This is a genomic window from Terrabacter sp. RAF57 (genome assembly GCF_052113925.1).
In the GTDB taxonomy this organism is placed as follows: Bacteria; Actinomycetota; Actinomycetes; order Actinomycetales; family Dermatophilaceae; genus Terrabacter.
This window is the reverse complement of record NZ_JBFRDT010000012.1, coordinates 93,056-106,839: the sequence shown is the minus strand read 5'-3', so window position 1 is coordinate 106,839 and position 13,784 is coordinate 93,056. Positions and strand designations below refer to the sequence as shown.

Annotated in this window: 12 protein-coding genes; 3 read left to right on the top strand and 9 right to left on the bottom strand. The window is 71.8% G+C overall.

Annotated features, from left to right (window positions below; all coding sequences use genetic code 11):
- The first annotated feature begins 15 nt into the window (after positions 1-15).
- Positions 16-1,545, top strand: a complete 1,530-nt coding sequence (locus AB4Y83_RS14880; RefSeq protein WP_442275977.1) for a helix-turn-helix domain-containing protein — start codon at positions 16-18, stop codon at positions 1,543-1,545.
- 25 nt (positions 1,546-1,570) lie between these two features.
- Here the strand turns inward: AB4Y83_RS14880 and AB4Y83_RS14875 are convergent, their stop codons facing one another.
- On the bottom strand, positions 1,571-2,404 hold the full coding sequence (locus AB4Y83_RS14875) for a 2-oxo acid dehydrogenase subunit E2 (protein ID WP_442297357.1): 834 nt from the start codon (positions 2,402-2,404) through the stop codon (positions 1,571-1,573).
- On the bottom strand, positions 2,401-3,942 hold the full coding sequence (locus AB4Y83_RS14870) for a carboxylesterase/lipase family protein (protein ID WP_442297356.1): 1,542 nt from the start codon (positions 3,940-3,942) through the stop codon (positions 2,401-2,403). The genes AB4Y83_RS14875 and AB4Y83_RS14870 overlap by 4 nt, the downstream gene beginning before the upstream one ends.
- 223 nt (positions 3,943-4,165) lie before the next feature.
- Here AB4Y83_RS14870 and AB4Y83_RS14865 point away from each other — a divergent pair, with 223 nt between their 5' ends.
- Positions 4,166-4,987, top strand: coding sequence for a 3-hydroxybutyrate dehydrogenase (locus AB4Y83_RS14865; protein ID WP_442275974.1), 822 nt, complete (start codon positions 4,166-4,168; stop codon positions 4,985-4,987).
- A gap of 70 nt (positions 4,988-5,057) precedes the next feature.
- Positions 5,058-6,947, top strand: a complete 1,890-nt coding sequence (locus AB4Y83_RS14860; RefSeq protein WP_442297355.1) for a helix-turn-helix domain-containing protein — start codon at positions 5,058-5,060, stop codon at positions 6,945-6,947.
- A gap of 18 nt (positions 6,948-6,965) precedes the next feature.
- Here AB4Y83_RS14860 and AB4Y83_RS14855 read toward each other — a convergent pair whose 3' ends face one another.
- From AB4Y83_RS14855 to AB4Y83_RS14825, 7 genes are all read right to left on the bottom strand, one after another.
- The gene (locus AB4Y83_RS14855; protein ID WP_442275972.1) at positions 6,966-7,910 is read right to left on the bottom strand and encodes a DUF1254 domain-containing protein; all 945 of its coding nucleotides are present in this window, start codon (positions 7,908-7,910) and stop codon (positions 6,966-6,968) included.
- Positions 7,911-7,980: 70 nt separating this feature from the next.
- A complete protein-coding gene (locus AB4Y83_RS14850; RefSeq protein WP_442297354.1) occupies positions 7,981-8,913 on the bottom strand; it encodes an alpha/beta fold hydrolase in 933 nt (310 codons plus the stop codon).
- A complete protein-coding gene (locus AB4Y83_RS14845) occupies positions 8,910-10,046 on the bottom strand; it encodes a branched-chain amino acid ABC transporter permease (protein ID WP_442297353.1) in 1,137 nt (378 codons plus the stop codon). Before AB4Y83_RS14845 ends, AB4Y83_RS14850 begins: the two co-directional genes overlap by 4 nt.
- On the bottom strand, positions 10,043-10,927 hold the full coding sequence (locus AB4Y83_RS14840) for a branched-chain amino acid ABC transporter permease (protein WP_442297352.1): 885 nt from the start codon (positions 10,925-10,927) through the stop codon (positions 10,043-10,045). The genes AB4Y83_RS14845 and AB4Y83_RS14840 overlap by 4 nt, the downstream gene beginning before the upstream one ends.
- The gene (locus AB4Y83_RS14835) at positions 10,924-11,676 is read right to left on the bottom strand and encodes an ABC transporter ATP-binding protein (protein WP_442297351.1); all 753 of its coding nucleotides are present in this window, start codon (positions 11,674-11,676) and stop codon (positions 10,924-10,926) included. The genes AB4Y83_RS14840 and AB4Y83_RS14835 overlap by 4 nt, the downstream gene beginning before the upstream one ends.
- Positions 11,673-12,407 (bottom strand): ABC transporter ATP-binding protein, encoded by a 735-nt coding sequence (locus AB4Y83_RS14830; RefSeq protein ID WP_442297350.1) that lies wholly within the window; start codon positions 12,405-12,407, stop codon positions 11,673-11,675. Before AB4Y83_RS14830 ends, AB4Y83_RS14835 begins: the two co-directional genes overlap by 4 nt.
- 16 nt (positions 12,408-12,423) lie before the next feature.
- Positions 12,424-13,644 (bottom strand): substrate-binding domain-containing protein, encoded by a 1,221-nt coding sequence (locus AB4Y83_RS14825; RefSeq protein WP_442297349.1) that lies wholly within the window; start codon positions 13,642-13,644, stop codon positions 12,424-12,426.
- Positions 13,645-13,784 lie beyond the last annotated feature (140 nt).

Below are 13,784 nucleotides of genomic sequence, written 5' to 3'. Positions count from 1 at the left end.
GTTAGCCTCTTCGACGTGCCTCAGACCTACCTGACCCGGATCGGCGGACTCATCCGCGACGCGCGACGCCATAAGGGGATGACCCAGTCGGACCTCGCGGAGCTCCTCGCGACCTCCCAGGGCGCCGTCACCCGCATCGAGCAGGGCAAGCAGAACCTCAGCCTCGACATGCTCGCCAAGATCGGAGACGCGCTCGACTCCGAGTTCGTCTCGCTCGGCCACTCCGGCCCCCAGCACCTGCGCATCGTCGGCGGCCAGAAGCTCACCGGCTCCATCGACGTCAAGACCTCGAAGAACGCCGCGGTGGCACTGCTCTGCGCAGCTCTGCTCAACCGAGGTCGCACCACGCTGCGCAACCTGGCCCGCATCGAGGAGGTCAACCGCATCCTCGAGGTGCTCGCCTCGATCGGCGTCAAGACGCGCTGGCTGCCCGACAGCAGCGACCTCGAGATCATCCCGCCGGCCGTGCTCAACCTCGACGACATCGACGTCGCGGCCGCTCGTCGCACGCGCACCGTGATCATGTTCCTCGGCCCCCTGCTCCACGAGCACGAGGCCTTCCAGCTGCCGTACGCCGGTGGCTGCGACCTCGGTACCCGCACCGTCGAGCCCCACATGGCGGCGTTGCGGTCCTTCGGTCTCGAGGTCACCGCGACCCACGGCTTCTACGAGGCGCGTTCCGACCGGTCCGTCGGCCCGGATCGAGCCATCGTGCTCACCGAGCGCGGCGACACCGTCACCGAGAACGTCCTCATGGCCGCGGCCCGCCACGCCGGCACCACCATCATCCGCAACGCGAGCCCCAACTACATGGTCCAGGACCTGTGCTTCTTCCTCGAGAAGCTCGGGGTCCGGATCGACGGGATCGGGACCACGACACTGACGGTGCACGGTGTGGCCCAGATCGACGTGGACGTCGAGTACGCCCCCAGCGAGGACCCGATCGAGGCCATGAGCCTCATCGCCGCCGCTGTCGTCACCGACAGCGCCATCACGATCCGACGCGTGCCGATCGAGTTCATCGAGATCGAGCTCGCGACGCTCGACGGCATGGGGATGAAGTACGACCTCACGCCGGAGTACACGTCGGCCAACGGGAAGACGCGCCTCGTCGACCTCACGACCATCCCCGGTCCGCTCCACGCCCCGATCGACAAGATCCACCCGATGCCGTTCCCGGGCCTCAACATCGACAACCTGCCGTTCTTCGCCCTCATCGGCGCCGTCGCCGAGGGCAGCACGATGATCCACGACTGGGTCTACGAGAACCGCGCGATCTACCTCACCGAGCTGACGAAGGTCGGGGCCAAGGTGCAGCTGCTCGACCCCCACCGGGTCATCGTCGAGGGGCCGACCCGCTGGCGTGCGGCCGAGGTCGTGTGCCCGCCGGCGCTGCGTCCCGGGGTCGTCGTGCTGCTCGCCATGCTTGCCGCGCCCGGCACGTCGGTGCTGCGCAACGTCTACGTCATCAACCGCGGCTACGAGGACCTCGCCGAGCGCCTCAACGCCCTCGGCGCGACGATCGAGGTCTTCCGCGACATCTGAGTGGGACCTCGCGGGATCGTCGGCGTCAGGCCGTGTCGCGCGCCGGCCGTCGAGCGGCCGCGGTTCGGCCAGCGCCGTCATCGAGGGCGGCTGCCGCCTCGACGAGCTCGCGGAGCGTGTCGACGAAGCGGGCCGCCGGCGCTCCGTCGACGACGGCGTGGTCGAAGGTCAGCGTGAGGGGCAGTCGCGGCCGCGCGACGACGGCCCCCGACTCCACCGTGGGTCGTTCGGTGACGCTGCCCACGGTGACGATCACGGTCAGCGGGGCCAGCGGGATCGCCCAGCCCCAGGTGTGTGCGAACATGCCCAGGGACGTCACGCCGATCGCAGGACCGAAGCGCGCCGAGGCTCCTGGTCGAGCCCCTGCCGCGCGGATGGCCGCCCGTCGCAGTGGTCCCGGCAGGCGCAGCATCGCGGCCATCGGGCGGGTGACCTCGTGCGGCGGAGCCTGCCCGACCTTGGCCTCGTGGAGCAGCGCCGTGATCTCGGCGCACGTGAGCCGGTCTGCTGCCGGGACGACGACGACATCGAGGGCAGGGCGGTCAGGCGTGCCGCGCTCGACCGTGGCACCGATGTCGACGCGGTCGAAGCAGACCAGCCGACCACCGGCCCGGCGGGCGTTCAGCTCAGGGTGCAACGACACGGCCCGCGCGACCGAGGCGATGACGAACGCGGTCCACGAGACGCCTTCCTCCGGGTCCGCCCGCATCCGCTCCGCGGCCCTCGTGACGTCGAGCTCGACGAGCGCGTGCACCTGGAACCGACGGCTCGCCCCGGCAAGCCGGTCGAGGACGGGCTGGCGTCCCGTCGGCATCCGACGGACGACGTAGCCCACTGGAGGGGTGTGGTCCCCGCTCACCGCAGGCCCTCCCAGAACGCCCGCTCCCAGACACGAGGGTCGTCGACCACGGCGCTGGTGGTGTCGAAGCGCATCGTCCTGCGGTGGTCCGTGTCGTATGCCGCCCAACCCGGGTCTCCGCACGACGCGAAGGCCACCCAGGCGGCGTGCATCGTCCGTGCGAGCTCCTGGGGCGGGTCCGTTCCGAGCAGCGGCCCGAAGAGTGGCGTGTCGCTCCTCGCCGTGTCGAAGACGAAGGGGACCTCGAGGGCGTGCACCGCGCCGAGTCCCGGCGCACCCCAGGCGAACTCGTACATGTAGGTCCCGGTCTGAGCTCCCGGGGAAGGCGCGGGTGAGCGGGCGTACGCGTGTGCCTCGGCGAGTCGGATGGCGGGGATCCGCATCCACCAGTCCGTCTGCACCGCAGCCAACAGGTCACCGGGAACCGCTTGCGGGTAGTGCGCCCGGTAGGCGTGCAGCGCGACCTGCGGGTCGAGGCCGTAGGCCTCGAGACACTGGTGGCCATGGGTGCTGACCGGCCCGCACAGGATGTCGTCGGTGATCCCGGCGAACGCTCCACTCACCATGAGCCACAGCCGCCAGTCCTCGGTGTTGGTACCGATGAGCACGTCGACGTCGGCGGCCGAGCCCGCGGCGATCCGGTCGATCGGTCGCCCCGGAAGCACCGTCCCGTCGACGACGGGCTGCCAGGGCATCGTGCTCGTCACCACCGCTGGGCCCCAGCGCTCCGGGTCCGGGTCGGCGAGCAGGTCACGCTTCAGGTCGGCCTGGGCCGTCAGCAGCCGCGCGACCCCGGTGCCTGCGATGGCCTCGCGCGTCGGCGGGACGCCGAGGCGGTGGGCGAGGTCGTGGGCGATGCTCAGGGCGTGCTCGGGCTCGCTCACGTGGTGCGCCGCACCGCTCTGCAGCACGGCTCGGCGGAAGAGTCCCGCAGCCTCTGGCATCGCCAGCAGGCAGCCGATGCTCATCGCCCCGGCCGACTCCCCGAAGACGGTCACGCGGCCCGGGTCGCCGCCGAACTCCGCGATGTTGTCGCGCACCCAGGCCAGGGCTGCGACCTGGTCGAGCAGACCGAGGTCGGCGACGCCGTCGTCGAGGTACAGGAAGCCCTCTGCGCCGGGGCGCCAGTTGATGACGACGCACACGACCCCGTCACGTGCGAACCGTCGTCCGTCGTACGCCGCCGTCGAGCTGAGCTCGAACATGCCGCCCTGGATCCAGACCATCACCGGCAGACCGCTCGGACCGGGCTCGGGCGTCCAGATGTTGAGGTTGAGGAAGTCCGAGGACGGGGCAGCGCGTCGCACCTGCTCGAAGGCGCTGGTGACGTCGTCCCAGCTCTCCCCCGATCCGGCCGGCGGCCCACCGGACGACGGTGGCGCCACCTGGGGCGGCTCCGCACCCGGCCTCGTCGCGTCGCGGACGCCCTGCCACGGGTTTGGGGGCCGGGGTGGCCGGAGCCGAGCGGCTCCGACGGGTGGTGCGGCATAGGGGATGCCGAGGAACGTGTGCACCCCGTCGTCCACGAAGCCCTGCACCGTCCCACACCTCGTCCTCACGACGGTCTCCACCCCTTCATCGTCGAGCGGACGGCGCGGCACGGGCCAGAGGCGAAGGTCCCGGTGCGGCGGCAGGTCCGCGACGGCCGCCGGGGCCCCTTGGCACGCGGTGAGCGGAGGTGAGCGGGACCCACATGGGTTGCCCGGTTTTGTGTCAGGTCACCACACAGGTGGCTCCGGATCGCCTACCTAGTCTTCCCGCATGGCCGACGCCCGCAACGACGCACGCGACGACGCCACGGACCGCCAGCAGCGCGGCTCCCTGGCGGTCAACGACCCCATCGACCTCACCGGGCGCACGGCGCTCGTCACCGGCGCTGCGAGCGGCATCGGGGCAAGTGTCGCGCGGGCCCTCGCGACCGCCGGCGCCAAGGTGCACGCCGTCGATCGGGACGAGGAGGGCCTCGCACTCCTTGCCGAGGGGTCGGGCGTCGCCACGATCACGGCGGACCTCGCCGACCTCGATGCCTTGGCCGACCTGCCCACCGAGGTCGACATCCTCGTCAACAACGCCGGCATCCAGCACGTGAGCCCCATCGAGGACTTCCCGCTCGACCGCTTCGACTTCATCCTCGACCTCATGCTCACCTCGCCGTTCCGGCTGATCCGGCAGAGCCTCCCGCACATGTACGACCGCGGGTGGGGTCGCGTCGTCAACATCTCCAGCGTCCACGGCCTGCGAGCCAGCGCCTTCAAGTCGGCCTACGTCACCGCCAAGCACGGGCTCGAAGGACTCTCGAAGGTCGTCGCGCTCGAGGGGGCCCCGCACGGCGTCACCTCGACCTGCATCAACCCCGCCTACGTGCGGACGCCCTTGGTGGAGAGGCAGATCGCCGACCAGGCGCGCACCCACGGCATCCCCGAGTCCGAGGTCGTCGAGAAGGTCATGCTGGCGCCCGTCGCGGTCAAGCGCCTCGTCGAGCCCGACGAGGTCGCGGCGCTCACGCTCTTCCTGTGCGGACCGGCATCGGGCTCGATGAGCGGCACGTCGTTCTCGATGGACGGCGGCTGGACGGCCCACTGAAGGGGGCCCAGCCCGCCGTCGCCCCGTTCCCCCCGACCCACCCGAGACCCGACCCGCCTAGGATCTGCCCGTGGCCACCCGCAGCGAGACGCAGCCGCCCGCCGAGCACGTGGGCACCGAGCAGGCCGACGAGGTCATCGCCCTGCTCGAGCTGCTCGCCACCGACGCCACGGTCGCCGAGATCGCCGCCGCTGACGCCCCGGCGGAGGCCCGGGACCTGGCCCTGCGCATCACGAGCGCCCGCGAGGTCCACCAGCACCGCGAGGCCGGCCTCGCGGCCCTGCTCGACACGGCCCGTGAGCTCGCGACCGAGAGCGACCCGGGCTCCGTGCTCGATGCGATCGTCCGTCGGGCCCGCCGCCTCGTCGGCACCGACCTCGCCTACCTCACGCTCTACGACCCCGAGGCCGGCGACACCTTCATGCGGGCCACCGACGGCTCCGTCTCGGCAGCGTTCCAGTCCGTGCGTCTGGCGCTCGGGGCCGGTCTCGGCGGTCTCGTCGCCTCGACGCACAAGCCCTACTGGACCGCTGACTACTGGGCCGACGAGCGGTTCCGCCACACCAATGCCATCGACGGAGCCGTGGGCGAGGAGGGCATCATCGCGATCTGCGGCACGCCCCTCATCGTCGAGAAGCATTTCGTCGGTGTGCTCTTCGCAGCCAACCGGTCCTCGCGCCCGTTCACGCGGGAGGAGGTCGGGCTCCTCGGCAACCTCGCCACCCTGGCCGCGGTGACCCTCGTGCAGACACGCGCCCTAGCCGACGCCGAGAACGCGCTGGCCGCCCTCTCGGACGCCCACGAGACCGTGCGGCAGTATGCCGAGGGCGTCGAGAAGGCTGCTGCCGCCCACGACCGCTTCGCGTCCCTCGTGCTCGGCGGCGGCGGCGTCGACGACATCACGCATGCCCTCGCCGAGCTGCTCGGCGGGTGGGCCGTCCTCGTCGACGAGAACGGTCATCGCCACAGCTCGTCCGGTCCGGCGCCCGAGCACGACCCTGCCGGTGGCGACCCGTTCGCGGCACTCAACGCGCTCCCCGGCCTGGCCGCCGGTCGCCTCGTCGAACGGGATGGCGTCTATGCCGTCGCCGTCACCGCAGCCCGCGAACGGCTCGGCACGATCTACGTCGGCGGCCCGACCCTCAGCGACTCGGACCAGCGCACCGTCGAGCGCGCCGGGGTCGTCACCGCCCTCGTCCTGCTCTTCGAGCGTCAGGCGGCCGACGCCAGGCAGTCCGCTCGCAACCGACTCGTCAGCGACCTCGTCAGCGCGCGCGGCTCGCGCGAGGAGCGCCTCGCGCTCTCCCGGGCCGTCGGCTTCGACCCCCAGCGACCCTTCTGCCTGCTCGTGCTCCGCGGCGACGAGCCGACCGGACACCGGGCCCTGMTCATCTCCGCCAGCGCCGCCACCGGCGAGGCCTCGCTCGTCGGCTCCCACGACGGCGACGTCATCGCCCTCGTGCCCGGCACCGAGCCCGACGGCCTGGCCCGCTCGGTGGCCGCCCGGATCGGCAAGCGCACGTGCGTCACGGTGGCCGGCGTCGGTCCGGTCACCGACGTCGACGGGATCACCGAGGCCCACGAGGAGGGCCACCGCACCGTCGGAGCCCTCATCGCCCTCGGCCACCGGGGCAAGGGCGCCGCGGCGACTCAGCTCGGCTTCGCCGGGCTCATCGTGGGCTCCGCCCCCGACGTCGACGAGTACGTCCGCAAGCTGCTCGGTCCCGTCCTCGACTACGACGAGCGGCGCGGCACCGACCTCGTGGGCACGCTCGCGGCCTACTTCGCCGCGGGCGGCAGCCCACGCCACGCCGCGGGCACCCTCCACGTCCACGTCAACACCGTCTCGCAGCGGCTCGAGCGCATCACGGCCCTGCTCGGGGAGTCCTGGCAGCACCCCGACCACGCGCTGGAGCTCCAGATCGCGCTGCGCCTGCGCGCGCTCCAGGCCCCGGCCTGACCGTCCGCGACAGCACGGTCAGCCGAGGCGCGAGACCTCCGGGAACATCCACGTGCCGTCGAGGACCTCGGGCCGCGGGCGGTAGAGGCGCACGAGGTAGTTCCACCCCTCCGTGATGCCGAGGCAGTTGGGTCGGCCGTCTGCGCACCCGCCGAAGTGCACGGTCACGGAGCCGTCCGGGTCCCGGTCGGCCGTGAGGTTGTTGAGGCTGACGCGGCTTCCGTCGTCGGCGAAGTACCCGTCGCCGTCGTAGACGCTGACCGACCAGAAGCCGTCGACAGGGACGTCACGCACCGTGAGCCGGTACTCCCCCACGGGCAGGTCGGGACTGACGTTGACGTACGTCGCCTCGTCGGACGGGAGCCCACCCCAGCCGGCCGCGGTGCCCAGGAGATGGCGCACCGGGTCGACGTCCTGTCGTGCGCCGAAGGCCCGGTCGAAACCCGGGTAGTCCTTGGCCAGCTCCAGGAGCGCGCCCCGTGTCCGGTCGAGGGATCCGTCGTCGTAGTCCGGCGCCGTGAAGGGGCTCGCTGAGCCGGCCGAGAGGGTGATGGCGTCCTGGACGGCGTTGACGGCCGCGACGTCGTCGGGGTCGGCCGGGTCGACGAGCGTCCTGATCGCGACGCACACGAAGTCGGTGTCGAAGCGGTCTGTCGTGAGCTCGTACGTGCCGGCCTCGTGGAACACGGCGTTCACGTAGTGGTCGCGGTTGACGACCATGGCGGAGAGGTACCGGTCTCCTGTGTCGGGGAGGCTGAGGGCTGCGCCGCTCGTGATGTCGACGATCGCCGCGCTGTAGAGCGTGTCGCGGTTCATCCGGATCACCGGCTGGTGGTCGAGCGGTGTGGGCACCCGGGAGTGGTTGAGCTGGTTGACGCCGCCGGCATCCCGGGCGATCGCGGTGAACATCCGGTCGGTCTCGGCGCGGGCGAACGTGTCTGCGTTGACGTGGATACCGGTCATGACGGCAGGATCGGCCGACGTGCGCCAGGCGGGCATCACCCACAGACGGTGAACGCCGTCCCGGTCGTCGTCAGCCCGGGAGGAGGAGGCGGTCGACGGCGTCGACGACTGATGCGACGCCCGGGTCCCCGAGGATGACGTCGTAGTGGTTCGCGTCGACCCGGGTCGTCCGCACGCCCTCCGGCAGGTGCAGGGCCGCGAGTCGTGACTCGTCGTAGAGCCCCTGCGGCTCGTCGAGCAGGCCGCGCTCGGCCCACACGAGCTCGGCCCGCACGCCCTGGTCGACCGCGGTCGCGAGGCCGGCGTGGGTCTCGCGGTCGGCCATGACGTCGGCGCCGTCGGCGCGGACGGCCTCGAGCACGCACGTGCTGCGCCACTGACCGTCGGAGGGATCCTGCAGGATGTCGTGCTCGATGTAGGCCCGGGCGGCGTCGCCACCGGACCCGTGCAGCACTGGTCCGAGGGCCGGGTGCCCCGACCAGAAGCCGAGGTATGCCGCCGGGCCGGCGAAGCGCATCGACAGCCGGTCCATGGCCGGCCCGATCACCGACTGGAGGGCGGCGTCGATGTCGAGGTCGTCGGGCACGGGGAAGGCCATGCCCCCGTCGACGAGCACGGCCGCCGGGAACCGCTCGGGATGCCGGGCCGCGGCGAGGGCCGCGATGAACGCGCCCATGGAGTGGCCGACGAGCACCGGCGCGGAGCCGAACACGGTGGCGATCGAGGTCAGGTCGTCCACGTGTGCACCGAGACCGTAGGGTCCCGGCGCCGAGCGGCTGTCGCCGCGTCCACGCAGGTCGGGCGCCAGGAAGCGCACCCCGCCGGGCCCGTGGCGACGACCCACCTCGTCGGCGACCCGGCGCCACGACAGGCCGTTGGCCGTGATGCCGTGGACGGCGAGCACGACGGGCGCGTCGGGTGCCGGCGTGCCCAGGCTCAGGTCGTGGATGGCGAGGCTTCCCTCGGGCAGCTCGATGACGAACGCGGACGGTGTGGTGCTCATCTGGACCCTGACCTCCTGATCAGTCTGCCGCCGAGCCCGGTGAGGCCCGACGGAGCGAAGTAGACCACGACGACGAAGAAGACGCCCAGGATGAACAACGGCTGCGACAGGACCTGGCGCACGACGACGGGCAGGTCCTGCATGAACGCGGCGTTGCTGACCTCGACGAGCCGGGCATCGGCATACGTGTAGAGCACGCCGCCGACGAGGGCCCCCCATCGGCTGCCCGCACCTCCGAGCACGACCATGACGAGGAGCGACAGGGTGAACTCCGACGTCGTCAGGTGGGGGTTCGAGCCGCCGAGCACGAGGGCGTGGACGACCCCGCCGAGGGCTCCGAGGGACGACCCGACGACGATGGCGAGCAGCTTGACGCGGTAGGTCCCGAAGCCGAGGACCGCGGCGCGCTGCTCGTTGTCGCGGACGGCCGCCATCGCGTGCCCGGCCCGCGACCGCACGAGGGCCGTGACGACGACCCAGGCCACGACGACGAAGGACAGCGCCAGCCAGTAGCGGTAGGGCGCGTGGGCGACGCCGACGAGCAGGTCCGGCACCGCGTCGCGGTCGAGGGGGCGTCCCTCCTCACCGCCGGTCACGCCTCCCGGGTTGCGCATGACGATGATCGAGGCGGCCTGGGCGAACGCCAGGGTCACCATCGCGAAGGCGATGCCGCCGACGCGCAGCGCGATCGCGCCGACGACGAGTGCGAGCCCCGTGGAGAGGGCCAGAGCGACGAGCACCGCGAGCGGAAGGGGCAGCGCCCACGTCGAGAGGGAGATCGTCAGCAGATAGCTGCCGGCCGCGACGAAGAGGGCGTGCCCGAAGCTGAGCAGGCCGGTCCGCCCGAAGAGCACGTCGTAGCTCAGGGCGATGCCACCGATGACGAGACACGTCGCGAGGAGCTGCATCGAGCCCGGCCCGTTGACCCGGCCCGGGAGGACACCCGGCAGCTCGACCGGAAGGTAGGGCAGGTAGGCGAGCACGGCCAGCACGACGACGGCGAGCAGCGCCCGGACGACCCGGCGCGCGCCGTGGCCCTCCCCCGACGCCACGGGCGTCACCGTCCCGGCCACCGCTTCGGGGGTCGTGGATGGCGTGTGCGGGTGCGTCAGGTGGTCCGTGGGCGACGTCATCCCGTCGCTCCCTTCAGCGAGGTCGGTCGGAGCAGGAGCACCAGCGCGAGGAGCAGCACGACCGACAGGTCCCCGACCCCGCTCGCCGCGTAGTAGTTCGCGAGCTGCTGGACGAGCCCGACGACGACGGCGGCGACCGCGGTGCCCGTGAGGGAGCCCATGCCGCCGATGACGACGACGATGAAGGCGAAGATGAGCAGCGAGCCGCCCTGCGCGGGTGACACGGCCCCGGCGTACTGCGAGTAGAGCACCCCGGCGAGACCCGCCGCGGCACCGCCGAGGGCGAAGACGATGGTGAAGGTCCGGTGCACGTTGATGCCGAGGGCCTCGACCATCGTCCGGTTCTCGACGCCCGCGCGGATCACGAGGCCGAGGCGGGTCAGGTGAAGGAGCGCGAGAAGCCCGGCGAAGAGCGCGCCCGCGACGAGCAGGTAGACGAAGCGGTCGTTGGGCAGCCGTGCGCCGAGGACGTCCGTCGTCCCGCTCATCCACCCAGGCGACTCGACCGGACGCGGGTCCGCGCCCCAGATCCCCTGTGCGGCAGCCACGCCCGCGAGGGCAAGGCCCACCGTGACGAGGACCTGCTGGATGTGATGGCGGTAGAGCGGCCGGATGAGGACGACCTCGACCACGAGACCGACCACAGCCCCGACCGTGACGGCCACGAGCACGCCGACCACGAGGCGGCCGGCCACCGGCCAACCGACGGGCAGGGCACCCATCGTCAGCCACGCGGCATACGCCCCGGCCGTCATGAAGACGCCGTGGGCGAAGTTGAGCACGCCCATGAGCCCGTAGATCAGGCTGAGCCCGCTCGCCGCGATGAAGTAGAGGGCGCCCAGGCCGAGGCCCGTGACGAGCAGCAGGACGAGGTCGCTCATGCCACGCCCTCCCGACGCATCGAGACCCCGAGCAGCTCGCGGGTCAGGTCCGCGTCCGCGACGAGGTCGGCGGCGGCACCGCGGTGCACGACGGCTCCGGCGTCCAGCACGACGACCCGGTCCGCGATGCGACGCACGAGCGGGAGGTTCTGCTCGACGAGGAGGATGGGGGTCGTGCGGGCCACCTCGGCGAGCACGTCGGCGACCTCGGTCACGAGCTTCGGGGCGAGGCCCTTGGTGGGCTCGTCGATGAGCAGGAGGACGTTCTGCCGAAGCAGGACCCGGGCCAGCGAGACCATCTGCTGCTGTCCCCCCGAGAGGGTGCCGGCCCGCTGGCCGCGCCGGGACACGAGGTCCGGGAAGAGCCTGGCCACCACGGGGGCGTCGACCCCACGGTCCGGGTCGACGAGGCGCAGGTTCTCCTCGACGGTGAGACCCCCGAAGACCTCTCGGTCCTCGGGGACGTAGCCGATGCCTCCGCGGACGATGCGTGCGGTCGTCCGGCCCTGGATCTCGTTGCCCTCGAGCAGGATCCGTCCGGTGCGCGGGGCCAGCCCGATGATCGACCTGAGCGTCGTCGTCTTGCCGACGCCGTTGCGCCCGAGCAGCGCCGTCACACCGGTGGCGGGGACGTCGAAGGACACGCCCTGGAGGATGTGGGACCCGCCGTAGCGGACGTGGACGTCCTCGAGGGCCAGGACGGGAGCTGCCTCCGACGACTCGGGTGCGGATGGGTTGCGTTCGGTCACAGGGCTTCTCCCAGGTAGGCCTGCTGGACCCGCTCGTCGGCCGTCACCTCGGTCGGGGCACCGACGGCGAGCAGCTGCCCGTGGTGCAGGACGGCGACCCGGTCGGCGAGGCCCAGCACGACGTGCATGTGGTGCTCGACCATCGCGACGGCGACCCCCGAGTCCCGGACCTCGCCGATGATCTCGCTCAGGCCGTCGACGTCCTCCGCGGACACGCCCGCCATCGGCTCGTCGAGGAGCAGCACGGCGGGCTCGGAGGCGAGGGCCATGGCGAGCTCGAGCTTGCGACGGTCCCCGTGCGAGAGGTCACGAGCGAGCGTCAGCGCGCGACCCGGCATACGCACTCGGGTCAGGAGGGCCCCGATCTCGCCCGACGCTGCCGGGCCCGCGCCGCGGAAGGGCGAGAACGCCGCCGGCCCGGCAGCCTGGATGGCGAGACGGACGTTCTCTCCCGCGGTCAGACCGTCGAAGAGCGCCGACGTCTGGAAGGAGCGCGCCAGTCCCAGACGCGCGCGCCGGGTGGCGCTCGCTCCGGTGACGTCCTTGTCCTGCACGGTGATCCGGCCGGAGGACGGCCTGGTCACCCCGCTGAGGATGTTGACGAGCGACGACTTGCCCGCCCCGTTGGGGCCGATGATGCCGAGCAGCTCACCGGCCCCGACGGTCAGGGAGACGTCGTCGAGGATCTGGGCGCCGCCGACCTTCCAGCCGACCGCCTCTGCGCTGATCACGTCGGAAGGTGTCCGATCACTTGAAGGGTGTGACGGGCGGCGCGACGGTCGCTGCGTCGAGCGTGTCGACGAGTTCCGGCACGACGTTGCTACCGTCCTTCTTCAGGTTCGCCGTGAACATCGGCTGCAGGAGGGCGTGGTCCTCGGCCCGGATCTCGAGGGAGCCCTTGGGGCCGTCGAACGTCCACCCCTCCAGCGCGGTGACCATCGTGTCGACGTCACCGCCGCCCGCCTCGAGCGCGTGGACGATCATCTGGCCCGCGACGAAGCCGTCGTTGGTGAAGAGGTCGACGGTGGCGCCCTGCTTCTTCAGCCCGGCGTCGAGCGCCTGGTAGGCGGCGTTGGCCGCGGCACCCTCGAAGAAGTGGGAGAGGAAGTTGATCTTCGTCGCGACCTCGCCGAAGAGGGCGTGCGTCGCCTTGATGTCCAGGCCGGTGACGACTTTCGTGGAGTCGAAGACGCCCTGCTGGCCGAGGGTGGTCCACATCGCCGTCGCGTTGGCACCGGCCCAGGCGACGAAGAGCAGGTCAGGGGCTGCGCCCTTGACCTTGGTCGCGAAGGGAGTCAGGTCGGTCGCGGCCGAGGGCACCTCGACGGCGCTCACCGTTGCTCCCTTGGCTCCGAGGATGGCCGTCACGGCGGCGACGTTGGCCTTGCCGAAGGCGCTGTCCTGCGCGAGCACCGTGACCTTCTTGCCCCTGACGTCACCGAGTATGCTTCCCGCGGTCGCGACGTCCTGGTAGGTCTGGCGACCCGAGCGGAAGGTGTAGCGGTTGGCACCGGTCACGGCGTCGGCGGCAGCCGGGCCCGAGATGAAGAGCACCTTGTTGTCCTTGGCCAGCGGCGCGACCTGCAGGGCCACGCCGCTCGACGTCGAGCCCGCGATGATCGTGTTGCCCTGCCCGATGAGATCGGTCGCCGAGGCCACGGCCTTGGCCGGGTCGCCCGCGTCGTCCTGCTCGGTGATCTGGATCGTGTGACCGGCGACCGCGCCGGTGCCCTTGGTGGCGAAGTCGATGCCGGCCGTGAGGCCCTGCCGGTACTGTTCGCCGTAGCTGGCCAGCGGCCCCGACTTCGAGTAGACGAGGCCGACCTTGTACGGGGCGCCGGCACCGCCGGAGGCCGCCCCCGTGCCGTTGTCGGCAGCCGGTGCGCCCGGCTGGCCGGGAGAGCCGCAGGCCGCGACCGACAGCGTGATCATGGCGCTCGCGAGCGCGAGACTCCACCGCTTGGACACCGATGTCCTCCACCTCTGGTGGGCGCTCGCGCCTTTGCTGCAACGAGATCCGTTGACGCCCAACCGTTTCGGCGAAAGTAGTTCAGCCCCGAACGGCCCGCGGTGGGACCGGAGACCACAAAGCAGGTGTCGGCATGTGT